Consider the following 21,664-nt stretch of genomic DNA (forward strand, 5'->3'; position numbering starts at 1 on the left):
AAGTGACAGTTTTCCCACGTAACCGGGGAAACCGTCAGTCGGCTCAGCTGCCGCCGGGCTGTAGCTCGCCGTTGACGGTCAGGCGGTACGGCGCGTACTGCTGGACCATCTCGGTGGAGTCGTCGTAGCTGACGATCGCCACGATCTGCTTGGCGGGCTTCAGCGCGATCAGCGAGAGCTTGTCGAGCTTGACCGAGCTCTTGCCGTCCGAGGCCACCTGGAACACGTACGGGACCTTGCCCGGACGGATGCCGACAAGCTTGACGTGCCAGTTCTCCACGGGCGTCGGACGGATCTGCGTCGGCGACTGGAAGTCGTCGAGGTTCGAGCCGTCGCTGATCGTCGTGTCACCGACGACCACGTTGTCGATCTTCAGGCCGCCCTCGTTCACGCCGCCGTCCGAGATGTACCGGAAGGACAGCAGGATCTCCTGGCCCGCGTAGGCCGAGAGGTCAAACGTGTGCGGCTCGAAGCCGTCGGTGGTGCCGGCCAGCGCCGGACCCTGCGGGCCGTCGACGGTCTTGTCGCCGGCGAGCGACGTGTAGGTGGCGCCACCGTCGGTGGAGACCTGCACGTAGCCGTAGTCGTAGCCCTCCTCGGCGCCGTACTTGGCGTCGAGCGTCAGCGTGGGCGAGCCCGCCGGGACCGTCACCGGGGTGACCGCCGCGACGTCGAGGCTGTTCTCGTTGCCCGAGAACAGGACGGCGTCGCCGGGGCGATCGCTGTCGTCGGTCACCGAGGTCCAGCGCAGCGGCTGGGCCGGGAGCGTCTTGGCGCCCTCGAACGTCGCACTGCGCAGCTGGGCACCGGTGATCTGCTTGCCCTTGACCGTGAGCGGGACGTAGTCGGCGCCGTTCGGGGCGGCACCCGGCGTCGCGTAGGCGGCGGGGTTGTCCAGGTTCACCGACGAGCGCAGGCTCGGCGTGGTCACCTTCGACTTCGTGGTGCCCACGAGGAGCGCCTTCTTGGCGTCGCCGACCAGCTGGTCGAGCAGCGTCATCGACTGGAAGTCGTGGAACACCTTGCGGAAGCTGGTGCCCTTCGCCTTGAGCTGCTTGTCGATCGCCGCGATGCCCTGGGCCTCGCCGTCACGGTGCAGCTCGGAGATGAAGTCCTCGCCGAACTTGTCACCCAGGTACAGCATCAGCTGGTACGCGTGGCCGTAGTCCGCCAGCACGCCCGAGGAGGTGTTGCCCTCGTCCCAGAGGTTGAAGGAGTTCTCCGGGCCGCCGCAGTCGCGCGGGTTCGTGTTGTACGGGGTCTGGACGGTGCCGTAGCCCTGGAAGCAGTAGAGGTGGCCGTCGCCGCCCTTGTCGTAGACGGTCTTTGTGCCGTCGACGTAGCCGACGAGGGTCTGCGCCCAGTCGGACAGGCCCTCGTTCACGGCGATGCTCTCGCCGGGATCGGTGTAGTACTGCAGCAGGTGCTGGTACTCGTGCGCGAACGTGCCCTCGTAGAGGTGCGGGCGCGCCGGGCGGCTCGTGCACACGTCGCCGGTCGGCTCGTCGGCCGGGTCGGCACCGGTGCGGTGCTCCCAGTCGAACGCGTCGATCGTCATGATGTTGCGATCCATGTACTCGTTGAAGATCGACCAGAAGAAGCCCGCGATGTACGTCGGGGCCGCCGGGAAGTCGTAGTAGTTGTCGTCGCGGACGTTGTCGACGAGCGTCACGATCTTCTCGCCGCCGCCGCTGAAGTCACCCTCGATGAGCGCGTTCGACCCGTCGCGGGCCGGCGGCGTGCTGAACGCCTCGGACTCCTTCGGGTAGATGTTCGAGTCGAACTCCTCGACCAGGCTCTCGACCTGGGCGTCGGTCACGACCGTGGCGTCGTCACCGCGGCAGTCGCCCTCGGGGAACGCGATGTCGTTGGCGACCCACACCTCGATGTTGTCGCCGGACCCGCGCAGTGTGTAGTCCTTGTAGTAGATCGAGCCCTGCACGTCGTCGAGGGCGAGCCACTCGCGGACGGTGCCCACGGGCGGGGTCTCGCCCGCCGGAGCGGCCGAGCGGCTCTGGGTGCGCTTCCCGGCCTTGTACTGCGTGGTGGTGTCGACCTTCTTGCCCTGGAAGGTGAGGTCCTTCAGGTCGAGGTCGGGGTGGAACGGCTGGGGATCGGCGGCCTTCGCGGAGGTCGGCGCGGCGGCGGTGGCCGTGCTGCCGGCGATCGCCGGCCCCGTCAGTGCCGAGGCCGCGAGTGCTGCGGACACGGCGAGTGGCTTCCATGAGATCTTCACGATCTACCTCTCTTGGTGCCCGTCCCCCCGGACGCACACGCCGTGCCCTGATGGCACGGTGGCTGGGCACCGAGAGTCACTTAACCCCCTCGCGACCCACCAGGGCAATGCCCCGTCGAGTTACAACTCGACTACGTCGCCCGCCCGCACGAGCGTGTAGTCGCCGGTGTAGGTGGTGAGCAGATCGGCCTCGACCTCGGCCCGGTCGGTCCACGGCGGGATGTGCGTCAGCAACAGTCGCGCGCTCTGCGCCTTGGTGGCCAGGCGGCCCGCGTCGGCGCCCGTGAGGTGCAGGTCGGGCGGATTCTCGGCGGACTCGACGAACGACGCCTCGCACAGGAACACGTCGGCGCCGGAGGCGAAGTCGGCGAGGTTGTCGTCGGGGCCGGTGTCGCCGGAGTACACCAGGACGCTGCCCTCGTGCTCGACGCGGACGGCGTAGGCCTCGACGGGGTGCGGGGTGCGACGGGCCTTGAGCGTGAACGGCCCGATCATCGTCTCGAGACCGTCGGCCAGCTCGCGGAACTCGAACGGCAGGGTCATCCCGTTGGGCGCGGTGGTGCCGTAGGCGTTGGACAGCTGCCAGTCGCTGCCGGGCGGGGCGTAGACCGGGATCTTCGGCGGCGGGCCGGACGGGTGGTACTTGCGCACGACGTAGAGGCCGCTCATGTCGAAGCAGTGGTCGGCGTGCAGGTGCGACAGGCTGATCGCGTCGATGTCGCGCAGGTCGATGACGTCCTGCAGCGGCCCGAGGGCGCCGGAGCCGAGGTCGAGCAGCAGCCGGAACGTGCGGCCCTCGAACGGGGCCTCCACGAGGTAGCAGCTGGCGGCCGACTCGGGGCCGGGGAAGGAGCCGGAGCACCCGACGATCGTGAGCCTCACGTGGCCACCCACGCGAACTGGTCGACCGACTCGACCTCGGGACCGAGGAAGCGACGACCGAGGTCGGCGAACTCGGCGGGGTGCCCCGTGGTGAGGAAGCGGTGCTCGGGCGGCGGCAGCGCGCCGTCGCGCTCGAGGCCGTGCGACGCCAGCAGGCGATACACGTCCTTCGCGGTCTCCTCCGCACTGGACACGAGGGTCACGCTATCGCCCATCACGTACGCGAGGACGCCCGTCAGCAGCGGATAGTGGGTGCAGCCGAGCACGAGCGTGTCGACGCCGGCCTCCTGCAGCGGCGCCAGGTACTCCTGCGCGACGGCGATCAGCTCGGGTCCGCCGGTGATCCCGGCCTCGACGAACTCGACGAAGCGCGGGCACGTGCTGGTGTGCAGGTCGATGCCCGGGTTGGCGGCGAAGGCGTCGTCGTAGGCGCCCGACGTGGCGGTGGCGGCGGTGCAGATGACACCGACGCGGCCGTTGCGCGTGGCGTTCACGGCGCGCCGCGTGGCGGGCAGGATCACCTCGACGACCGGGACGTCGTAGCGCTCGCGCGCGTCGCGCAGGACGGCGGCGCTGGCGGAGTTGCACGCGATGACGAGGGCCTTGACGCCCAGCGCGACGAGGTGGTCGAGGCACTCGAGGGCGTACTCGCGGACCTCGGAGATCGGCTTGGGCCCGTAGGGCTGCCGGGCCGTGTCGCCGAGGTAGACGATCGGCTCGTGCGGCAGCTGGTCGAGCACGGCCCGGGCGACCGTGAGGCCCCCGAAGCCCGAGTCGAAGATGCCGATGGGTGCGTCGCTCACACGTCAGAGGGTAGACACCTCGCCGCCCGGACGTGCAGTCGAACCGGCGTGAGGTCCGTCATCACACCGAGATCGACGGTGTCGTCGAGGGTCCCCCGCGGGTGCGGGTTTCGGTGCAGGATGGGCGCATGCGTGATCTGCCTCACTTCGGACCCGACTTCACCTGGGGCGTCTCGACCGCCTCGTACCAGATCGAGGGGGCGATCGACGAGGACGGACGCGGGCGCTCGGTGTGGGACGAGTTCAGCCACACGCCCGGCCGCACCCTGGCCGGTGACACGGGCGACGTGGCCTGCGACCACTACCACCGCTACCGCGACGACGTGGCGCTCATGGCCGACCTCGGGGTGGACGCCTACCGCTTCTCGATCGCGTGGCCGCGGATCCAGCCGGACGGCGTGACCGTGGAGCCGCGCGGGCTCGACTTCTACGACCGGCTCGTCGACACGCTGCTCGAGCACGGCATCGAGCCCAGCGCGACGCTCTTCCACTGGGACTCGCCGCTGGCCCTCGAGGCCGGCGGCGGGTGGGAGAACCGCGACATCGCCGACCGCTTCGCCGAGTACGCGCGCATCGTCGGCGAGCGTCTCTCCGACCGCGTCACGCGCTGGTTCACCCTCAACGAGACCGTGGTGTTCACGCTGCTCGGTCACGCCACGGGGATCCACGCACCGGGCAAGGAGCTCGGGTTCGGCGCGCTCCAGGTCGCCTGGCACCAGCTGCTGGCCCACGGCCGGTCGGTGCAGGCGCTGCGGGCGGCCGGCGCGCAGCAGGTGGGCCCCGCGAACAACCACTGCGAGGTGCTGCCGATCGAGGACACGCCCGAGCACCGCGACGCCGCGGGCCTGTTCGACCTCATCTACAACCGCGCGTTCCTCGACCCGATCCTGCTGGGCACGTGGCCGCTGGCCGGGATCGTCGACCCGGTCGCGCAGGACGGCGACCTCGAGCTGATCTCGCAGCCCATCGACTTCCTGGGCGTCAACTCGTACAACCCCCAGCACGTCGCCGCGGCCGAGCCCGGTGCCGAGATCCCGTTCGAGATGGTCACGCCCGAGGGCCTGGAGTACAACGACTTCGGCTGGCCGATCATCCCGGAGGGCTTCACGCGGATGCTGACGGGCCTGAAGGACACCTACGGCGACGCGCTGCCACCGATCCTCATCACCGAGAACGGCGGAGCGTTCAACGAGACGCCCGGCGAGGACGGCCGGGTCCGCGACCAGCGCCGGATCGACTACACGGCCGCCCACCTCGGCGCCCTGCACGACGCGATCGACGCGGGCGTCGACGTGCGCGGCTACTTCCACTGGTCCTTCATGGACAACTTCGAGTGGGCCGAGGGCTACTCGCAGCGCTTCGGCCTCACGTACGTCGACTACGAGACGCAGCAGCGCATCCCGAAGGACTCGTTCGCCTGGTACCGGTCGGTGATCGACGCGCAGCGGGACCGATGACCACGCCCGTCGAGCGCCTGGCGCCCGTGCGCCTGCCGTGGCTGCTGTCGGTCGCGGTCGTCAACCTCGGGACCTACGTCGCGTTCTTCGGCCCGCTCGCGGTGCTGCTGCCCCAGCAGACCGAGGCGATCGTCGGCGACGGCAAGGAGACGGCGCTCGCCATCGTCACGGGCATCGGGGCGGCGATCTCGATGGTCGCCAATCCCCTCTTCGGCGCGCTGTCGGACCGCACCCGGTCGCGCTTCGGCCGACGCGTCCCGTGGATCACGGCCGGCTCGGTCATCGGCGCGCTGGGCCTGACGATCCTGTCCGGCGCGAGCGAGTTCTGGCAGGTCGTGGTCGGCTGGTGCCTCGTGCAGGCCTCGGTCAACGCCTCGCTGGCCTCGATCACCGCGACCCTGCCCGACCGCGTGCCGGTCGCCCAGCGCGCGTGGGCCGGCGGACTCGTCGGGCTGGGCCAGACGCTCGGCATCCTCGTCGGCGCGGGGCTCGCGATCGCGTTCGGCGGCACCCGCGCGGGCTACCTCGCGTGCGCGGCGTTCCTGCTCCTGAGCGCCCTGCCGTACCTCGCGCGCAGCCACGACGAGCCGCGCACCGAGCGCATCCCGTGGTCGGCGCGCGCGTTCGCGCAGTCGTTCTGGATCTCCCCCACCCGGCACCCCGACTTCGCGTGGGCGTGGCTGACCCGCTTCGTGGTCAACCTCGGCAACGCGATCGCGACGCTCTACCTCTTCTACTTCCTCCAGGACGCGGTGGGCGTGGCGGATCCCGACGGCGGCGTGTTCGTCGTCATCGCGGTGAACTCGGTCGTCGTGGCGATCTCGGCCGTGGTCGCGGGGCGCTGGTCCGACCGCGTCGAGCGCCGCAAGGTGTTCGTGGTGTGGGCCGGCGTCGTGATGGCGGTCGCCGCGCTGCTGCTGGCGTTCTGGCAGACGTGGCCCGGCGTGCTGGTGGCCGCCGTCGTGCTGGGCGTCGGCTTCGGCGCGTTCATCGCCGTCGACCTCGCCGTCATCACCGAGGTCCTGCCGGACGAGGCGGGGTTCGCGAAGGACCTCGGCGTCATCAACATCGCCAACGCGCTGCCGCAGGTGCTCGCGCCCGTGGTCGCGGCGGTCATCGTGAACGCACTGGGCGGCTACACGACGCTCTACGTCACGGCCGCCCTCGTCGGGCTCGCCGGCGCGCTGGCCGTCGTCCGCATCCGCGGCGTGCGCTGACCCTGCCCGCGACGCACGACGCTCCACTTCTGGAACGGATGGCACGTCTTCGCGGAGCGAAAGCGTGCATCCCGTTCCAGAAGTGGGGCGGGGCGGCGGTCAGGCGACGCTGAGGTCGACCTCGACGTTGCCGCGCGTGGCGTTGGAGTAGGGGCAGACCTGGTGCGCCTGCTCGACGAGCTTCTCGGCCTCCTCGCGGCTGACGTTCGGCAGCGTGACCTCGAGGGCCACGGCCAGGCCGAAGCCGCCCGTGCCGTCCTCGCCGATCGAGACGTCGGCGACGACCTCGGAGTCGGTGACGTCGGCACCGGATCGCTTGGCGACGGTGCGCAGCGCGGAGTGGAAGCACGCGGCGTAGCCGGCGGCGAAGAGCTGCTCGGGGTTCGTGGCCCCTCCGGCTCCGCCGAGCTCCTTCGGGGCGCGGACGTCGGCGGTCAGGATGCCGTCGGTGGACTCGACGTGGCCGTTGCGGCCGTCACCGGTCGCGACGGCGCTGGCGGTGTAGAGAGGTTTCATGTCTGCAACTCTATTGCGCGCAATTGATTGCCGCAAGGTCTAGTCTGGAGTCGTGGACGACTCGTACCCGCAGCTCGCGCTCGACCAGCAGATCTGCCTGCCGCTGTACGCCGCCTCCCGTGCCGTGACCCGCCGCTACACCGACCTGCTCGCCGAGGTGGGACTCACCTACCCGCAGTACCTGTGCCTGCTGGCGCTGTGGGAGTCCGACGCGCCCCTCGGCGTGAGCGAGCTGGGTGCCCGCCTGCACCTGGACTCGGGCACCCTCACTCCCCTGCTCAAGCGGATGGAGGCCGCCGGGCTCGTCACCCGCGCCCGCGACCGAGCGGACGAGCGTCGCGTGCTCGTGTCGGCGACCGAGCAGGGCTGGGCGCTGCGCGAGCGCGTGGCCGACGTGCCGGCCCGTCTCGTGGAGGGCATGGGCATGTCGGCGGCCGACGGTCGCGCCCTGCGCGGACTGCTCGACCGACTGATCACCGAGCTGGAGGGCTGAGGCTCAGAAGAGCTTCGGCTGCGGCGGCGCGTGTGCCGGGTCCACGCCGTCGAACAGGCTGGAGACCGACTCGCCCGCGTGGATGCGCGCGATCGCCTCGGCGAACAGCGGCGCCACCGAGCGCACCTTGAGCTCGGGCCAGTCGGCCGGGGCCGGGACGGTGTCGGTCGTGACGACCTCGGTGATCGCGGGGTGCGAGCGCAGCCGCTCGACCGCTTTGCCTGCGAACAGGCCGTGCGTGCAGGCGACCGACGCCTCGGTGACCCCGGACTCGGCCAGCTTGTCCATCAGCTCGATGATCGAGCCGCCCGTGGCGATCTCGTCGTCGAGGACGATCGCGCGCTTGCCCGCCACGTCGCCCACGATCGTGTCGATGACGACCTTGTCGTCCGCCTTGCGCTGCTTGCTGCCGGCGGCCACGGGCAGGCCCAGCAGGCGGGCGAACTGCGAGGCCGTCTTGGCGTTGCCGAAGTCGGGCGAGACGACGATCGCGTTGCTGAGGTCCTGCGCCCGGTAGTGCTCGGCGAGCTCGCCGAGCGCCGTGAGGTGGTCGACGGGCATCGAGAAGAAGCCGTGCACCTGGGGCGCGTGGAGGGTCATCGTGACGACGCGGTTGACGCCCGCCGTGGCCATCATGTCGGCCACCAGCCTGCCGCCGATCGAGATGCGCGACGCGTCCTTCTTGTCCGAGCGCGCATAGGCGTAGTGCGGGACCACCACGGTGACCGAGGCCGCGGACGCGCCGCGCGCCGCGTCGACCATGAGCAGCAGCTCCATGAGGTGGTCCTGCGTGGGCGGCACGAGCGGCTGGACGATGTAGACGTCGCGCTGGCGGCAGTTGTCGAGCAGCTGGACCTGGAGGCAGTCGTTGCTGAACCGCTGGGTGTCCGAGGGGCTGAGGGCGACCCCGAGGTTGCTGCAGATCTCCTCTGCCAGCTTCCGGTGTGCACTGCCCGAGAACACGACGATGTCGCTCACGGCTCGAAGGCTAACGGGTCGCGGGGCACACTGAACAGGTCAGGCCCAGAGCTGGCCCTCGAGGCGGTCCTCCGCCTCGTCGATGGTGCCCTCGTACGCCCCGGTGGACAGGTACTTCCAGCCCGCGTCGGCGATGACGAACGCGATGTCGGCGCGCTCGCCGGCCTTGACGGCCTTCGCGGCCTGGGCCAGCGCGGCGTGCAGGATCGCGCCGGACGAGATGCCCGCGAAGATGCCCTCCTCGTCGATCAGCTGGCGCACGCGGCGCACGGCGTCGCGCGGGCCGACCGAGAAGCGGCCGTCGATCAGTGACGCGTCGTAGAGCTCGGGCACGAAGCCCTCGTCGAGGTTGCGCAGGCCGTAGACGAGCTCGCCGTAGCGCGGCTCGGCCGCGACGATCCGCACGTCGGGCTTGTGGTCGCGGAAGAATCGGCCGACGCCCATGAGGGTGCCCGTGGTGCCCAGTCCGCCCACGAAGTGCGTGATCGTGGGCAGGTCCTCGAGCAGCTCGGGCGCGGTGCCGCGGTAGTGCGCATCGGCGTTCGCGGGGTTGCCGTACTGGTAGAGCATGACCCAGTCGGGGTGCTCGGCCGCGAGGCCCTTGGCCACCCGCACGGCCTCGTTCGAGCCGCCGGCGGCGGGCGAGCTGATGATCTCGGCGCCGAACATCGTGAGCAGCTGGCGCCGCTCGACCGAGGTGTTCTCGGGCATGACGCAGATCAGTCGGTAACCGCGCTGGCGCGCGACCATCGCGAGCGAGATGCCGGTGTTGCCGCTGGTGGGCTCGAGGATCGTGCAGCCGGGCGTGAGGGTGCCGTCGGCCTCGGCCGCCAGGATCATCGACAGTGCCGCGCGGTCCTTGATCGAGCCGGTCGGGTTGCGGTCCTCCAGCTTCGCCCAGAGCCGCACGTCGTCGCTCGGCGAGAGGCTCGGCAGCCCCACCAGGGGCGTGTGGCCGACCGAGTCGACGAGCGAGTCATAGCGCATGCTCAGGCCGCGCCGCCCGCGACCGCGGGCAGGATGACGACGGTGTCGCCATCGGACAGCTCGGTCTCGAGGCCGCCGGTGAAGCGGACGTCCTCGTCGTTCACGTAGACGTTGACGAAGCGGCGCAGCTCGGCGCCGTCGAGCAGGCGCTCCTTGATGCCCTCGTGGTTCGCCTCGAGATCGTCGATCAGGGCGGACAGGTTGGTGCCGTCGGCCTCGACGGCGCGCTCACCCCCCGTGTAGGGGCGCAGGATCGTGGGGATGCGGACCTCGACGGCCATCAGATGTCACCTTCGGTTGGGGGGACTGCGGGATCCGCAGTCGTGCTGTCTTCGGTGTAACGGTCGACCACGCGAACTTCTTCCTCGGTGATCGCTCCGTCGACGATGCGGTAGGAGCGGAAGTCCACCTCGCCGGCCTCGTGGGCGCCGTCGCGCGTGGACACGAGCACGTAGTGCGCGTTCGGCTCGGAGGCCAGGTTGAGGTCGGTGCGCGACGGGTAGGCCTCGGTGGCGGTGTGCGAGTGGTAGATGACGACGGGCTCCTCGTCGTTGTCGTCCATCTCGCGGTAGAGACGCAGCAGGTCGCCGGAGTCGAACTCGTAGAACGTGGGCGACATCGCGGCGTTGAGCATCGGGATGAGCCGCTCGGGGCGGTCGGACCCGAACGGCCCGGCGATGACGCCGCACGCCTCGTCGGGGTGGTCGCGGCGCGCGTGGGCGATGATCGCCTCCACGTGGTCGCGCAGGATGGTCAACACGGTTCCCGAGTCTATCGAGGCGTCCCGACGCCCGATCCACCCATCCGTGGTGCGGACAGCGCTCCGGCGGGCACTCGCTCAGGCGACGTGGACGAGGGTCTCCTGCACGAAGCCGAGCCAGTCGAACACGTCGCCCATCGCGACAGTGGCCTCGTCGTCGGACTCGGCGAGGCGCTCGGCGTCCTCCTCGGTCTCGATGCCCAGGCGCACGGCGAGCGCGATGCGGATGTCGGTGAGCGCGCGCAGCCAGGACATCACCGCGGCGTCGTCGAGCTCGACCTCGACGTGCTTCGCGCCCTCGGCGAGCCCGCCGTCCTCGAGGCTCTCGATCACGACGCGGGCGTTGCCGACCTTGGTGGACGAGAGGGACTGCTCGGTGAACCGGCGGAACTCCGCGGCCTCGACCGGGTCGTCGCGGTAGGCGTCGGGCAGCAGCCGCGCCAGCACGGGGTCCTCGGGCGGCTGCACCGGGCCGGTCATGCCGATCAGCTGCGCGAGCGGATCGGGCTCGGACTCGCTGGGACCGTTGCGGTCCTGGAGCAGCTCGACGACCTGGCTGGCCAGGTTGACCAGCAGCTGCGCCTCGTTGAGCTCGAACGTGGCCGTGACGGTGCCGCGCCGACGGCGGCGGAAGGGCTTCACACGTCGCTCCGCTCGAGCGTGGCCCACAGGCCGTACTCGTGCATGGCCTGCACGTGGCGCTCCTGCTCCTCGCGGCGGCCGCTCGAGACGATGGCCTTGCCCTCCTCGTGCACGGCGAGCATCAGCTGGGTGGCCTTCTCCTCGGTGTAGCCGAAGTACGTCCGGAAGACGAACGCCACGTACGACATGAGGTTGACCGGATCGTTCCAGACGATGGTCACCCACGGGTCCTCCAGCTGGACGACGAGGTCGGCCTCCGGCTTCTCGGTCTCGACGGGGGTGGGGGTGGTCACCTCCCCATTGTGCCTGCCCGCGCTCCCCCGCACGAAGGTCGGCGTGGTCCTACGCTGAACCCATGGTGTCGACCGCGCTGCTGACCGACCACTACGAGCTGACGATGCTGCAGGCCACGCTGGCCGACGGCACGGCCTCACGGCGCAGCGTGTTCGAGGTGTTCGGGCGGAGGCTCAACGGCGGGCGGCGGTTCGGCGTGGTGGCCGGCACCGCGCGCGTGCTCGACGCGCTGGCGGACTTCCGGTTCGACCAGTCCGAGATCGAGTTCCTGCGGCTGTCGAAGGTCGTCGACGACGTCACGTGCGACTGGCTGGCCGACTACCGCTTCACCGGCGACATCTGGGGCTACCCCGAGGGCGAGCTGTGGTTCCCCGGCTCGCCCATCCTGAGGGTCGACGCCACGTTCGGCGAGGGCGTGATCCTCGAGACGCTGATCCTGTCGATCCTCAACCACGACTCGGCGATCGCCTCGGCCGCGACGCGCATGACGATGGCCGCGGGCGACCGGCCGTGCATCGAGATGGGCACGCGCCGCACGCACGAGGAGGCCGCCGTCGCGTCCGCGCGGGCCGCCTACATCTGCGGGTTCGCCGCCACCTCGAACCTCGAGGCCGGGCGCCGCTACGGCATCCCCACCGCCGGCACCGCGGCGCACGCGTTCACCCTCGTGCACGACTCCGAGCGCGACGCGTTCACGTCGCAGATCGGGTCGCTCGGGCACGACACGACCCTGCTGGTCGACACGTACGACACGCCGCAGGGCGTCGCCACCGCGATCGAGGTCGGCGGGCCTCATCTCGGCGGCGTGCGGCTGGACTCCGGCGACCTCGGCGACGTCGCGCGGGCCACCCGGGCCCAGCTCGACGCCGCCGGCAACACCGACACCCGCATCACGGTCACGAGCGACCTCGACGAGTACGCGATCGCCGCCCTGGCCGCGGCGCCCGTGGACGGCTACGGGGTGGGCACGTCGCTCGTCACGGGCTCGGGCTCCCCCACGAGCGGCTTCGTCTACAAGCTCGTGGCCCGCGAGACCGTCGACGGCGAGATGCTCGGCGTCGCGAAGAAGAGCAAGGACAAGACGTCCATCGGCGGCCGCAAGACCGCGCTGCGCCGGCTCAGCCCCAAGGGCGTGGCCGAGGCCGAGGTCGTCGGGATCGACGTCAAGCCCCGTGACGACGGCGACGACCGCGAGCTGATGGTGCCGCTCGTCGAGGCCGGCGAGCGGGTGCACCGAGCCACCCTGCAGGACTCGCGAGCCCGCCTCCAGGCGTCGCTGCGCGAGCTGCCCGCGGCGGCGCGACGCCTCTCCAAGGGCGATCCTGCCATCGCGACGATCTACGAGGAGGACTGATGAGCGGACCCCGCACCCTGGTCGTCGTCGACGTCCAGAACGACTTCTGCGAGGGCGGCTCGCTCGCCGTCGCCGGCGGTGCCGCCGTGGCCAAGGCCGTGGCCGAGCTGACCGCCGCGGGCGACTACGAGCTCGTGGTGGCCACCCGAGACGCGCACGTCGACCCGGGCCCGCACTTCAGCGAGACGCCCGACTACGTGGACTCGTGGCCGCCGCACTGCGTCGTCGGCACGCCGGGCGCCGAACTGCACGAGCCGCTCACCGACGACCTCTTCGCGGCGATCTTCGACAAGGGCGCGTACGAGGCCGCCTACTCCGGCTTCGAGGGCGCCGACGCCGACGGACGATCCCTGGCGGAGTTCCTGCGCGACCGCGACGTGGACGCGATCGACGTGTGCGGCATCGCCACCGACCACTGCGTGCGCGCCACGGCCCTCGACGGCGCGGCCGAGGGCTTCCGCGTCACCGTGCTGCAGGACCTCACGGCGGCCGTGACGCCGGAGAACCTCAACCAGGTCTGGCAGGAGTGGGCCGCGGCGGGCGTCACGACGGCCTGACGGGATCTCGAGAGATCCCCGGTCAGCCGGCGACGAGCTCGAGGGTGCGGACGCGTGCGGGCGTCGTTCGCGGGTCGGCGCCGCGGCGGGCGGACGCCACCGGGTGCAGCATGACCTCGTCGACGTCGAACTGGGCGGCGAGCGCCTCGAGCTCCTTGCGCGCGGTGTCCGGGTCGCCGACCACCATGCGCGCCAGGCCGGAGTCGACGAGCGAGTCCATGCCCGGATCGAGGTCGAGCGCCTCCGCGTCCTCCACGAGGTCGATCGGCGCGAGCGGCTTGCCGGTGCGCAGCCGAGCCATGTTTTGCAGGTTCGGCAGCGCGAGCGCGGTGGCCTCGTCGGCGGTGTCGGCCACGACGATGTTCACGGTGAGGAACGTCGTCGGCCGGTCGCAGACGTCGCTGGGCCGGAACTCGCTGCGGTAGACCTCGAGGGCCTCCGCGGTGCCGTGCCCGCTGAAGTGGTGCGCGAAGACGTAGGGCAGGCCCTTCGCGGCCGCGAGGTGCGCCGAGTACATCGACGAGCCGAGCAGCCACAGGTTCGGGGCGCCGACGGCGGCCGGCGTCGCCTTCAGCACGTACTGCTGGTTCGGGATCGGCACGCGGACCCCGCGGCCGTCCATGAGGGCGACGACGTCGTCGAGGTACCGGGGGAAGTTCTCGATGTCGGAGTCGTCGCGACCCGCGGCACCGCGCAGCGCCCACGAGGTGACGGGGTCCGAGCCGGGTGCGCGCCCGATGCCGAGGTCGATGCGTCCCGGGAACGCGGCCTCGAGCAGCGCGAACTGCTCGGCCACCGCGAGCGGCGCGTGGTTGGGCAGCATGACGCCGCCCGAGCCCAGCCGGATGCGCTCGGTCGCCGCCGCCAGCAGGGCGATCAGGACCGGCGGCGACGTCGCCGCGACGGCGGGCATGTTGTGGTGTTCGGCGACCCAGTACCGCTCGAACCCGAGCCGGTCGGCGGCCTGCGCCAGCTCGGTGGCGGCGGCGACGGCATCGCCGCTGGTCTGGTCGGTGCGGACAGGGACGAGATCCAGGACCGAGAGCTTCACACCGGGTTCAACCCGGGAGGGGCCCGTTCGATTCCCCACGCGCTAGCGTCGAGCCATGCGAGAGGCGTTCGGGGCGACGTTCATCGGGCCGGAGGGCTACCTCAACACGGCCGCCTACGGGCTGCCGCCGAAGGCCACCGTCGACGCGCTCGAGCGGGTCCACCGCGGCTGGGCCGCGGGCACGGTCGTGGGGCCCGACTTCGACGCCGACATCGCCACGGGGCGCGCGGCGTTCGCACAGCTGGCCGGTGTCCCGGTCGAGTCGGTCGCGATGGGATCGTCCGTCGCCGCGCTGCTCGGCCCGGTGGCGTCCGCCCTGCCCCACGGCTCGCGCGTGCTGGTCCCCGAGGGCGAGTTCACGTCCGTCAGCTTTCCGTTCGCCGCCCATGACGGCCGCGGCGTGACCGTCACCGAGGTGCCGCTCGAGCGGCTGCCCGAGCTGGCGGCCGATCACGACGTGGTGGCGGTGTCCACCGTGCAGTCGGCCGATGGCGCGCAGGTCGACCTCGCCGCGCTGCGGGCCGCCACCGAGGGCACCGAGACGCTCGTGATCCTCGACGCGACGCAGCAGCTGGGCTGGCTTCGGCTCGACCTCGCGTGGGCCGACGTCGTGGTGAGCTCGAGCTACAAGTGGCTGCTGGCGCCCACCGGCATCGCCTGGGCGTCGTACGCCGAGCGGATGGTCGAGCGGCTCGTCCCGCATCACGCCAACCGCTACGCCGGGGGCGCGCCGTGGCAGACCACCTACGGGCTGCCCCTGCGGCTCACCAATGACGCGCGCCGGTTCGACATCTCGCCCTCGTGGTTCCCGCTGGTCGGCGCGGCCACGAGCCTGGCGTGGATGGCGACGCTCGACCTCGACGCCGTCACCGCGCACAACCTCGACCTTGCCGGCCGGGCGCGGGCCGCGCTCGACCTGCCGCCGCAGGACTCGGCGATCGTCTCGATCCCGATCGAGCACGCCGCCACGCGGCTGCAGGACGCGGGGCTGCGCGCCTCGGTGCGCCAGGGTGCGGCGCGCATCGCCTTCCACCTCTACAACGACGAGGAGGACCTCGACCGCGTGGTCGACGCCCTGCGTGCATGACGCCCGGTCGGCACCCCGAGGATGCCGAGCCGGGCGTCACCTCCCGAAGGAACCCTGAGTTGTACGTTCGCACAACTTTGAGGAAAGCGCGACCTCGGTCACGTCCCGAGGTTCTCGATGAGGAAGCCCCCGGGGTAGCTCTTGATGCGGCTCGAGTCGCGCACGCGGCGCGGCTCGGTGCGCTCGGGCAGCATCCGCACCACCCGACCGCGCAGCCGCAGCGCGCCGTGGCTCAGCCGCTCGAACCAGGCCGGCGGATGGTCGTAGCCGAACGCCTCGCGCAGGTGCGGGTCCATGATCGCGATGCTGAAACGGCGCACGCCGGGCGCGAGCGGACGCGGGTAGAACGTGGTGAGCAGGTCGAGCGTCGCGTCGGCCACGGCGCGCGAGCGCGGATCGAAGCGGAAGTGCTCGGCCTCGTAGTCGTCGAGCAGGCGCGCGAACCCGGCGAGGTCCGTGGGCACGTCGGTGATCCCCATCAGCCGCCCGAGACGCCGGTAGTAGTTCACGCCGGCGACGTCCTCGGTGGGCGTGGTGCGTCGGAAGCCGTAGCGGTTGACCCAGCGGTTCGGCATCACGACGAAGGTCGCCAGGACGTAGCGCATGTCGTCGTTGCTGATGTCGTAGCGGCCGTGCATCTGGTTCATCCGTCGGATCGCGGCGCGACCGGGCGTGCTCTCGAGTCCCTGGTCGACGATCTCTCCCAGCAGCAGGGCGGTGTCGTCGTGGCGCCGCTGGGTGTCGGTGCCGAACTGCTCGGTCTCGTACAGCAGCCGCCCGATGGACGGGACCGCGTACGTGCGGAACAGCGCGAAGCTCAGGGCCTGCTCGAGGTCCCACGGGAAGTCGTACTGGCCGAACAGCCGCGCGATCTCCTCGTAGTCGACCTCGGGATCGAGGCCGTTCGAGCGGACCCGGCGGGTCACCTCGGCACCACCACGTGCGCGGCGACGTAGTCGACGATGTCGGAGGCGGCGTCGGTCGCGGCGGGCGAGACGCCCGGCAGGCTGACGAACCCGTGCACCGTCCCCGGGTACTCGCGGTAGCGCACCGGCACGCCCGCGCGCTGGAGCGCCTCGCGGTAGTGGACGCCGTTGTCGAGCAGCGGGTCGTGGTCGGCGGTCAGGATGAACGCCGGCGGCAGCCCGTCGAAGGACTTGGCGCGCAGCGGCGAGGCGAGCGGGTCCTCGGTGCCGTAGGCGTCGCCCATGTAGAGGTGCGCGAAGGCGCTCATGTTGGCCGAGGACAGGACCGGCTCGTCGGGCATCCGCAGCTCGGAGGCGAACTTGTCGTACATCTCCACCGCGGGGTAGATCAGCACCTGGGCACGCAGCCGCGGTCCGCCCTCGGTCACCGACCGCTGCGCCGCGACGGCCGCGAGGTTGCCGCCGGCGCTGTCGCCCATCACGGCGAGCCGGTCGGCGTCGATGCCGAGGCTCTCGGCGCGCGAGGCGATCCAGCCCAGCGCCTCCCACGTGTCCTCGACGGCGGCGGGGTACGGGTGCTCCGGCGCCAGCCGGTACGACGGCGAGATGACGACGGCACCGCTACCGGCCGCGACGCGCGACGCGAGCCACGCCGACTGCTCGGGCGAGCCCTGCACCCAGCCGCCGCCGTGGAAGTTCACGACCGCGGGGCGCAGTCCCCCGACGCCCGTCGGGCGGTGCACGATCGCGCGCAGGGTGCGGCCCTTGAGCGGGATCTCGATCTCCTCGGTGCGCACGCGCCGGTCGGGACGGCCGAACACGACGCGGCCCGGCGGCGACTGCATGAGCCGCAGCCGCTGGGCGCGCAGCTCGGCGTAGTCGGTGGCCTCCTCGACGGGGGTGGCCAGACGCTTCATGAGGGCGGCGAACGCACGGGTCCGCGGCGGCAGTGGGGCACTCACGGGCACAGCCTAGGGGTCACGCGTGACCCGGGTCACCCGTCCGGGTCAGCCCGAGGCGCGCAGGGCCCAGTCGCGCAGCATGTCGATCCGGTGCTGCAGCTGCGCCGTGGTGGCCTGGGCGGCGGCCGGGCCGCCGCACTCCTGGCGCAGCTTGTTGTGAGTGACGCCGTGCGGCGTGCCGGTGCGGTGGTGCCACGCGGCCACGAGCGAGTTGAGGTCGCGGCGCAGCTGGGCGCGGCGCTCGTACTCGACGTCGGCCTCAGCGCGCGCCGGTGCGTCCTCGCGCTTGCGGGTGCGCGCGCTGCGCAGCAGCTCGGCCACCTGGTCGCGCTCGAGCAGACCGGGGATGCCGAGGAAGTCGAGCTCGTCGGAATCGCCGGCCACCATCTCGTAGTCGATCGGGGCGAACTCGTCGCCGTCGTAGACCACGCGGTCGAACAGCGCCTCGCTGCCGATCGCGGCGTACTGGTTGCCGAGCTCGTCGCTGGCGCCCTCAGACGCGTTGGCGCGCGCGATGAGCGCCTCCTCGGCGGCGAACAGGTCGGACTCGTCGTGCACGGGACGGCCGATCACGTGGTCGCGCTCGGCCTCGAGGTCGGCGGCCAGCTTCAGCAGGCCGGGGACGCTGGGCAGGAAGACCGACGCGGTCTCGCCGCGACGCCGGGCGCGCACGAAGCGGCCGATCGCCTGGGCGAAGAACAGCGGGGTGGCGATCGTCGTGGCGTAGACGCCGACGGCGAGGCGCGGGACGTCGACGCCCTCGCTGACCATGCGCACCGCGACCATCCACGGGTCGTTGCCCGCGGCGAACTCGGCGATCTTCGCGCTCGAGCCGGCCTCGTCGGAGAGCACCAGCGTGGGCGACTGCCCCGTGAGCTCCTTGAGCAGCGCGGCGTAGGCCCGGGCCGAGGTCTGGTCGCTGGCGATCACGAGGCCGCCCGCGTCGTGGATGTCGCGGCGGACCTCGACGAGGCGCTTGTGCGCGGCCTCGAGGACGGCCGGCACCCACGAGCCCGTGGGGTCGAGTGCCGTGCGCAGCGCCTGCGCGGTCTGGTCGCGCGTGAGCGGCTCGCCGAGCCGGGCCGAGACCTCGTCGCCCGCACTCGTGCGCCACTGCATCTCGCCCGAGTAGGCCATGAAGAGGACCGGACGGACGACGCCCTCCTTGAGGGCCTCGCCGTAGCCGTAGGCGTAGTCGGCGACCGACGAGATCGAGCCGTCGCCGACCGGCGCGTACGTGACGAACGGGATCGGGTTGTCGTCGGAGCGGAACGGCGTGCCGGTGAGCGAGAGGCGGCGGATCGCCGGCTCGCACGCCTCCAGCACGGCGTCGCCCCACGAGAGCGCGTCGCCGGCGTGGTGGACCTCGTCGAGGATCACGAAGGTGCGGCTGCGCTCGATGCGCACGCGGTGGCCGACGGGGTTCGTGGCCAGGCCCGCGTAGGTGACGCAGTAGCCGTCGAAGCGCGCACCGAGCGCCCCCGACAGGTTCGGCTCGAGCGCGATGCCCGAGCGGGCGGCGGCCTGCGCCCACTGCGACTTGAGGTGCTCGGTGGGGGTCACCACGACGACGCGCTCGACGACGCGACGGTGCAGCAGGTCGGCCGCGATCGTCAGCGCGAAGGTGGTCTTTCCGGCGCCGGGCGTGGCGACGGTGAGGAAGTCGGCCGGCTGCGTGCGGACGTACTGATCGAACGCCTCACGCTGCCAGGCCCGTAGCGACAGGCCCGAGCTCACTGGTCGGAGTCACTCCCGGACTCGTCGTCGTCGCCGGGGTTGAAGTTCTCCCAGATGTCCTTGCACTCCGGGCAGACCGGGAAGCGCTGCGGATCGCGACTGGGGACCCAGACCTTGCCGCACAGGGCCACGACGGGCGTGCCCATGACCATGGCCTCGGTCAGCTTGTCCTTCGGGACGTAGTGGCTGAAGCGCTCGTGGTCGCCGTTGTCGAGGCGCTGCTCGGTGCGCTCGTCTTGAACGGTCTGGGTGCCGCGGCCGAAGAATCCCACGCCTCCATCGTAGGCGACGGATCCGACGCCGAGGACCGGTCCACGCCGACGACCTCAGTTCAGCCCGGGCTCGTCGGGCAATGTCGACCAGAAGCGGGTGTCGCCCGCCTGACGCCGGAGCACCTCGCTCCACAGGCGGTCGGGAGCGGGCGAGATCAGGTCGCCGTCCTGGGCCGGCACCACGAGCCACGCGCCCTCCGCGATCTCCTCCTCCAGCTGGCCCGTGGACCAGCCGGCGTATCCCGCGAACACCCGCAGTCCGAGCAGCTCACCACCCACGGGGACGGGTCCCTCGAGGTCGACGATCCCGACGCGGCCCGCCATCTGACGCCAGCCGATCGGTCGCGAGGCCATGTCGCTGACGACGCCCACGGCCAGCGCGGAGTCCATCGCGCACGGGCCGCCCTCGAACAGGCAGCCGGGCGCGTTGGCCGAGTCGGCCCACCCGGGCAGGACCTCGTCGAGGTCGGACTCGAGGGGGTGGTTCACGATCACGCCCAGCGCGCCGTCCTCGTCGTGGTCCAGGACGTACACGACGCTTCGCCGGAAGGGGCCGGAGTCGATCGCCGAGGTGGCGACCAGGAGCTGGCCTCGCACCGTTGCCATACCCCCATGATGCCGGATCCGCGGTCACGCTCACCTAGACTTGCGGCATGACGGACGCGGCGCGCGACGAGGAGTTCACCGTCGACGTGCTCGCCGAGCGGGCCGGGATGACGGTGCGCAACGTCCGCGCCTACTCCACGCGCGGACTCATCGATCCGCCGCGCCTCGAGGGACGCACCGGGTACTACACCCAGAAGCACCTGCAGCGCCTCGTGCTGATCCGCACCCTGCTGGGTCGCGGCTTCACCCTGGCGGCGGTCGAGGACGCGATCCTGAAGTCGCCGTCCACCGCCTCCAGCGTGGCGCTGGACCTGCTCAACATCTTCGAGGTCGACGACGCGCAGGACCCCACCGAGGTGATCAGTCGGGCCGAGCTGGCCTCGCTGTCGAACGTGAGCCCCGACCACAAGCTCATCGACCAGATGATCGAGCTCGGCCTGCTGGAGCACGTCGACGACCAGACGGTGCGGATGCTGAACCCGAGCGTCGTGCGTCAGGGCGCCGCCTCGGTCGCCCTCGGCCTGAGTCCCGACAGCGTCGTCGACATCGTGCCGCACATGCGCGAGCACCTCGAGCAGATCTCCGACCGCTTCGTCCACCACGTCAGCCGCGACGTCGCGCAGCCGTTCCTCGACGCCGGCCTGCCCCAGGAGGAGTGGCCGGTCGTCTTCGAGAAGATCGACCAGCTGATCCCGATCGCGAGCCAGGTGGTCGTCGCGATGTTCCGCAGCGTGCTGCGCGAGGCGATCGAGGTCGAGATCGGCCACAAGCTGGAGGAGCTGGCCGCCGAGGGCGACCAGCCGTCCTCCTAGCGGCTACTGCGCGCTGAGCGCGGTGGACTCCCGCTTGCTCAGCAGCTCGATCCAGGTCTTGCCCTTCGGCAGCTTCATGGCCTGGCCGTCGCGGGTGGTCAGCACGATCGTGGAGGCGTTGTTGGCCTTCTTCCACTTCGCGTTGACACGCGTGCCGCCGATGAAGACGACGGCCTTGCCGCCGCCCTGGAACGTGGTCTCGGGCACCGGGTTGCCGGCGGGATCGGTGTAGCCGGCGTCCTTCTCGTCGGCCCACAGGACCACGAGGTTCTTGGCGCCGAACTCCTTCGCGCTCGTGCCGTTGGTGCGCTTCCAGGCCTTGCCGTTGAACTTCCACGACGTGGTGTGGCTGCGGGAGAACTTCACGGTGGCGCCGGTGACCTGAGGGCCCTTCGGCGCCGCGGCATCGGTGGCCCACTGGAAGTAGGGGCGCTCGGGCTGCGCGTTCTTGACGTCCTTGTTGAGCCGGCCGAGGTCGACGACGACGTTGTAGGGCGCGTAGCCGGCGTCGCGCGAGAGGCCGGGCGAGCCGGCGTCCTGCGAGTGGATCGGGATGCCCGCGTCCTTGATGCGCGAGATCGTCTTGCCCGCGCCGCCCGAGGCGACGACCTGGCCGCGCACCGGCTTCGCGATGCCGATGTCGGTGGCGCGCATCGAGCGGACGTGGCCGACGTCGCCGGGAAGGCGCGTGTAGTAGAGCGCGGCGAGGCGGGTGATGCCGCCCTCGACGGTCTGCTCGACGACGAGGTCGGCCTGGTCGATGCTGGTCTGCGGCGCCGAGGCCGGGGTGTTGTCGACCTTGACGACGAAGACGGGGTTCGCGGGCGTCTTCTTCAGGACGCCGCCGGTGAGCGGGTTGATCGCCGCGACCTTGGCGGCCGTGGTCTTCGCAGGCTCCTTCGGGGCGGGCGCCTCCTTCTCCTCGCCTCCGTTCGAGCACGCGCCCACCGACAGCAGGAGGGCACAGGTCACCGACAGCATCCGCAACTTCATGCCCCCCAGCATGCCTGAGGGGGTGTGGGCGGCTGGCGTCGG

Annotated in this window: 24 protein-coding genes; 7 read left to right on the forward strand and 17 right to left on the reverse strand. The window is 71.3% G+C overall.

The genetic code is table 11. The features are described from left to right. Nucleotides 1–43: 43 nt before the first annotated feature. From ACK99Q_RS00635 to murI, 3 genes are all read right to left on the reverse strand, one after another. Nucleotides 44–2,236 carry a choice-of-anchor J domain-containing protein gene (locus tag ACK99Q_RS00635; protein WP_410184330.1) on the reverse strand — a complete coding sequence of 731 codons (2,193 nt, stop codon included), beginning with the start codon at nucleotides 2,234–2,236 and terminating at the stop codon, nucleotides 44–46. A 120-nt stretch (nucleotides 2,237–2,356) separates the two neighbouring features. Beyond that, a complete protein-coding gene (locus ACK99Q_RS00640) occupies nucleotides 2,357–3,118 on the reverse strand; it encodes an MBL fold metallo-hydrolase (RefSeq protein WP_410184331.1) in 762 nt (253 codons plus the stop codon). Next, a complete protein-coding gene (gene murI / locus ACK99Q_RS00645; protein WP_179425966.1) occupies nucleotides 3,115–3,921 on the reverse strand; it encodes a glutamate racemase in 807 nt (268 codons plus the stop codon). The genes ACK99Q_RS00640 and murI overlap by 4 nt, the downstream gene beginning before the upstream one ends. 128 nt (nucleotides 3,922–4,049) lie before the next feature. Here murI and ACK99Q_RS00650 point away from each other — a divergent pair, with 128 nt between their 5' ends. Both ACK99Q_RS00650 and ACK99Q_RS00655 read left to right on the forward strand, forming a co-directional pair. Next, nucleotides 4,050–5,378 carry a GH1 family beta-glucosidase gene (locus ACK99Q_RS00650; RefSeq protein ID WP_410184332.1) on the forward strand — a complete coding sequence of 443 codons (1,329 nt, stop codon included), beginning with the start codon at nucleotides 4,050–4,052 and terminating at the stop codon, nucleotides 5,376–5,378. Continuing rightward, on the forward strand, nucleotides 5,375–6,595 hold the full coding sequence (locus ACK99Q_RS00655; RefSeq protein ID WP_410184333.1) for an MFS transporter: 1,221 nt from the start codon (nucleotides 5,375–5,377) through the stop codon (nucleotides 6,593–6,595). Before ACK99Q_RS00650 ends, ACK99Q_RS00655 begins: the two co-directional genes overlap by 4 nt. 99 nt (nucleotides 6,596–6,694) lie before the next feature. Here ACK99Q_RS00655 and ACK99Q_RS00660 read toward each other — a convergent pair whose 3' ends face one another. Further along, nucleotides 6,695–7,111: an organic hydroperoxide resistance protein gene (locus ACK99Q_RS00660; RefSeq protein ID WP_410184334.1), complete on the reverse strand. Its 417-nt coding sequence runs from the start codon at nucleotides 7,109–7,111 to the stop codon at nucleotides 6,695–6,697. A 52-nt stretch (nucleotides 7,112–7,163) separates the two neighbouring features. Between ACK99Q_RS00660 and ACK99Q_RS00665 the strand changes: the two genes are divergently transcribed. Beyond that, nucleotides 7,164–7,604 carry a MarR family winged helix-turn-helix transcriptional regulator gene (locus tag ACK99Q_RS00665; protein ID WP_410184335.1) on the forward strand — a complete coding sequence of 147 codons (441 nt, stop codon included), beginning with the start codon at nucleotides 7,164–7,166 and terminating at the stop codon, nucleotides 7,602–7,604. A 3-nt stretch (nucleotides 7,605–7,607) separates the two neighbouring features. Here ACK99Q_RS00665 and ACK99Q_RS00670 read toward each other — a convergent pair whose 3' ends face one another. The 6 genes from ACK99Q_RS00670 to clpS form a co-directional block, all read right to left on the reverse strand. Further along, on the reverse strand, nucleotides 7,608–8,582 hold the full coding sequence (locus ACK99Q_RS00670; RefSeq protein WP_410184336.1) for a ribose-phosphate diphosphokinase: 975 nt from the start codon (nucleotides 8,580–8,582) through the stop codon (nucleotides 7,608–7,610). Nucleotides 8,583–8,621: 39 nt separating this feature from the next. Continuing rightward, complete coding sequence (locus tag ACK99Q_RS00675; protein ID WP_410184337.1) at nucleotides 8,622–9,569, reverse strand: PLP-dependent cysteine synthase family protein; 948 nt, start codon at nucleotides 9,567–9,569, stop codon at nucleotides 8,622–8,624. Between the two features lie 2 nt (nucleotides 9,570–9,571). Next, nucleotides 9,572–9,850, reverse strand: a complete 279-nt coding sequence (locus tag ACK99Q_RS00680) for a MoaD family protein (RefSeq protein WP_410184338.1) — start codon at nucleotides 9,848–9,850, stop codon at nucleotides 9,572–9,574. Next, entirely contained in the window at nucleotides 9,850–10,329 is a 480-nt protein-coding gene (locus ACK99Q_RS00685) for a Mov34/MPN/PAD-1 family protein (protein ID WP_410184339.1), read from the reverse strand. Before ACK99Q_RS00685 ends, ACK99Q_RS00680 begins: the two co-directional genes overlap by 1 nt. Before the next feature lie 78 nt (nucleotides 10,330–10,407). Then, entirely contained in the window at nucleotides 10,408–10,971 is a 564-nt protein-coding gene (locus tag ACK99Q_RS00690; RefSeq protein WP_410184340.1) for a DUF2017 domain-containing protein, read from the reverse strand. Next, the gene (gene clpS / locus ACK99Q_RS00695; protein WP_410184341.1) at nucleotides 10,968–11,264 is read right to left on the reverse strand and encodes an ATP-dependent Clp protease adapter ClpS; all 297 of its coding nucleotides are present in this window, start codon (nucleotides 11,262–11,264) and stop codon (nucleotides 10,968–10,970) included. The genes ACK99Q_RS00690 and clpS overlap by 4 nt, the downstream gene beginning before the upstream one ends. 65 nt (nucleotides 11,265–11,329) lie before the next feature. Here clpS and ACK99Q_RS00700 point away from each other — a divergent pair, with 65 nt between their 5' ends. Further along, nucleotides 11,330–12,619 (forward strand): nicotinate phosphoribosyltransferase, encoded by a 1,290-nt coding sequence (locus ACK99Q_RS00700; RefSeq protein ID WP_410186044.1) that lies wholly within the window; start codon nucleotides 11,330–11,332, stop codon nucleotides 12,617–12,619. Continuing rightward, nucleotides 12,619–13,176 carry an isochorismatase family protein gene (locus ACK99Q_RS00705; protein WP_410184342.1) on the forward strand — a complete coding sequence of 186 codons (558 nt, stop codon included), beginning with the start codon at nucleotides 12,619–12,621 and terminating at the stop codon, nucleotides 13,174–13,176. The genes ACK99Q_RS00700 and ACK99Q_RS00705 overlap by 1 nt, the downstream gene beginning before the upstream one ends. A 22-nt stretch (nucleotides 13,177–13,198) precedes the next feature. On the opposite strand, the gene ACK99Q_RS00710 is transcribed toward ACK99Q_RS00705, so the two are convergent. Next, nucleotides 13,199–14,227 (reverse strand): LLM class flavin-dependent oxidoreductase, encoded by a 1,029-nt coding sequence (locus tag ACK99Q_RS00710; protein WP_410184343.1) that lies wholly within the window; start codon nucleotides 14,225–14,227, stop codon nucleotides 13,199–13,201. Between the two features lie 55 nt (nucleotides 14,228–14,282). On the opposite strand from ACK99Q_RS00710, the gene ACK99Q_RS00715 reads away from it, so the two are divergent. Continuing rightward, a complete protein-coding gene (locus tag ACK99Q_RS00715; RefSeq protein WP_410184344.1) occupies nucleotides 14,283–15,314 on the forward strand; it encodes an aminotransferase class V-fold PLP-dependent enzyme in 1,032 nt (343 codons plus the stop codon). A 98-nt stretch (nucleotides 15,315–15,412) separates the two neighbouring features. Here ACK99Q_RS00715 and ACK99Q_RS00720 read toward each other — a convergent pair whose 3' ends face one another. From ACK99Q_RS00720 to ACK99Q_RS00740, 5 genes are read right to left on the reverse strand one after another with little or no spacing between them, the layout of a single operon-like run. After that, nucleotides 15,413–16,240, reverse strand: coding sequence for an oxygenase MpaB family protein (locus ACK99Q_RS00720; protein WP_410184345.1), 828 nt, complete (start codon nucleotides 16,238–16,240; stop codon nucleotides 15,413–15,415). Then, nucleotides 16,237–17,202, reverse strand: coding sequence for an alpha/beta hydrolase (locus ACK99Q_RS00725; protein ID WP_410184346.1), 966 nt, complete (start codon nucleotides 17,200–17,202; stop codon nucleotides 16,237–16,239). The genes ACK99Q_RS00720 and ACK99Q_RS00725 overlap by 4 nt, the downstream gene beginning before the upstream one ends. A 45-nt stretch (nucleotides 17,203–17,247) precedes the next feature. Continuing rightward, nucleotides 17,248–18,939, reverse strand: coding sequence for a DEAD/DEAH box helicase (locus tag ACK99Q_RS00730; protein ID WP_410184347.1), 1,692 nt, complete (start codon nucleotides 18,937–18,939; stop codon nucleotides 17,248–17,250). After that, entirely contained in the window at nucleotides 18,936–19,211 is a 276-nt protein-coding gene (locus ACK99Q_RS00735; protein ID WP_179426001.1) for a DUF3039 domain-containing protein, read from the reverse strand. The genes ACK99Q_RS00730 and ACK99Q_RS00735 overlap by 4 nt, the downstream gene beginning before the upstream one ends. Nucleotides 19,212–19,265: 54 nt before the next feature. Beyond that, complete coding sequence (locus tag ACK99Q_RS00740) at nucleotides 19,266–19,817, reverse strand: YqgE/AlgH family protein (RefSeq protein ID WP_410184348.1); 552 nt, start codon at nucleotides 19,815–19,817, stop codon at nucleotides 19,266–19,268. 47 nt (nucleotides 19,818–19,864) lie between these two features. Between ACK99Q_RS00740 and ACK99Q_RS00745 the strand changes: the two genes are divergently transcribed. Next, nucleotides 19,865–20,629 carry a MerR family transcriptional regulator gene (locus ACK99Q_RS00745; RefSeq protein ID WP_410184349.1) on the forward strand — a complete coding sequence of 255 codons (765 nt, stop codon included), beginning with the start codon at nucleotides 19,865–19,867 and terminating at the stop codon, nucleotides 20,627–20,629. A gap of 3 nt (nucleotides 20,630–20,632) precedes the next feature. Here ACK99Q_RS00745 and ACK99Q_RS00750 read toward each other — a convergent pair whose 3' ends face one another. Further along, nucleotides 20,633–21,622 carry a DUF3048 domain-containing protein gene (locus tag ACK99Q_RS00750; protein ID WP_410184350.1) on the reverse strand — a complete coding sequence of 330 codons (990 nt, stop codon included), beginning with the start codon at nucleotides 21,620–21,622 and terminating at the stop codon, nucleotides 20,633–20,635. Between the last annotated feature and the right edge of the window lie 42 nt (nucleotides 21,623–21,664).

Source organism: Aeromicrobium sp. MLTX1 (genome assembly GCF_046452335.1).
Taxonomy (GTDB): domain Bacteria; phylum Actinomycetota; class Actinomycetes; order Propionibacteriales; family Nocardioidaceae; genus Aeromicrobium.

Coding starts and splice junctions, on each gene's coding strand:
- ACK99Q_RS00650 (WP_410184332.1), top strand. CDS start 4,050: ATGCGTGATCTGCCTCACTTCGGACCCGACTTCACCTGGGGCGTCTCG.
- ACK99Q_RS00655 (WP_410184333.1), top strand. CDS start 5,375: ATGACCACGCCCGTCGAGCGCCTGGCGCCCGTGCGCCTGCCGTGGCTG.
- ACK99Q_RS00660 (WP_410184334.1), bottom strand. CDS start 7,111: ATGAAACCTCTCTACACCGCCAGCGCCGTCGCGACCGGTGACGGCCGC.
- ACK99Q_RS00675 (WP_410184337.1), bottom strand. CDS start 9,569: ATGCGCTATGACTCGCTCGTCGACTCGGTCGGCCACACGCCCCTGGTG.
- ACK99Q_RS00680 (WP_410184338.1), bottom strand. CDS start 9,850: ATGGCCGTCGAGGTCCGCATCCCCACGATCCTGCGCCCCTACACGGGG.
- ACK99Q_RS00705 (WP_410184342.1), top strand. CDS start 12,619: ATGAGCGGACCCCGCACCCTGGTCGTCGTCGACGTCCAGAACGACTTC.
- ACK99Q_RS00715 (WP_410184344.1), top strand. CDS start 14,283: ATGCGAGAGGCGTTCGGGGCGACGTTCATCGGGCCGGAGGGCTACCTC.
- ACK99Q_RS00740 (WP_410184348.1), bottom strand. CDS start 19,817: ATGGCAACGGTGCGAGGCCAGCTCCTGGTCGCCACCTCGGCGATCGAC.
- ACK99Q_RS00745 (WP_410184349.1), top strand. CDS start 19,865: ATGACGGACGCGGCGCGCGACGAGGAGTTCACCGTCGACGTGCTCGCC.
- ACK99Q_RS00750 (WP_410184350.1), bottom strand. CDS start 21,622: ATGAAGTTGCGGATGCTGTCGGTGACCTGTGCCCTCCTGCTGTCGGTG.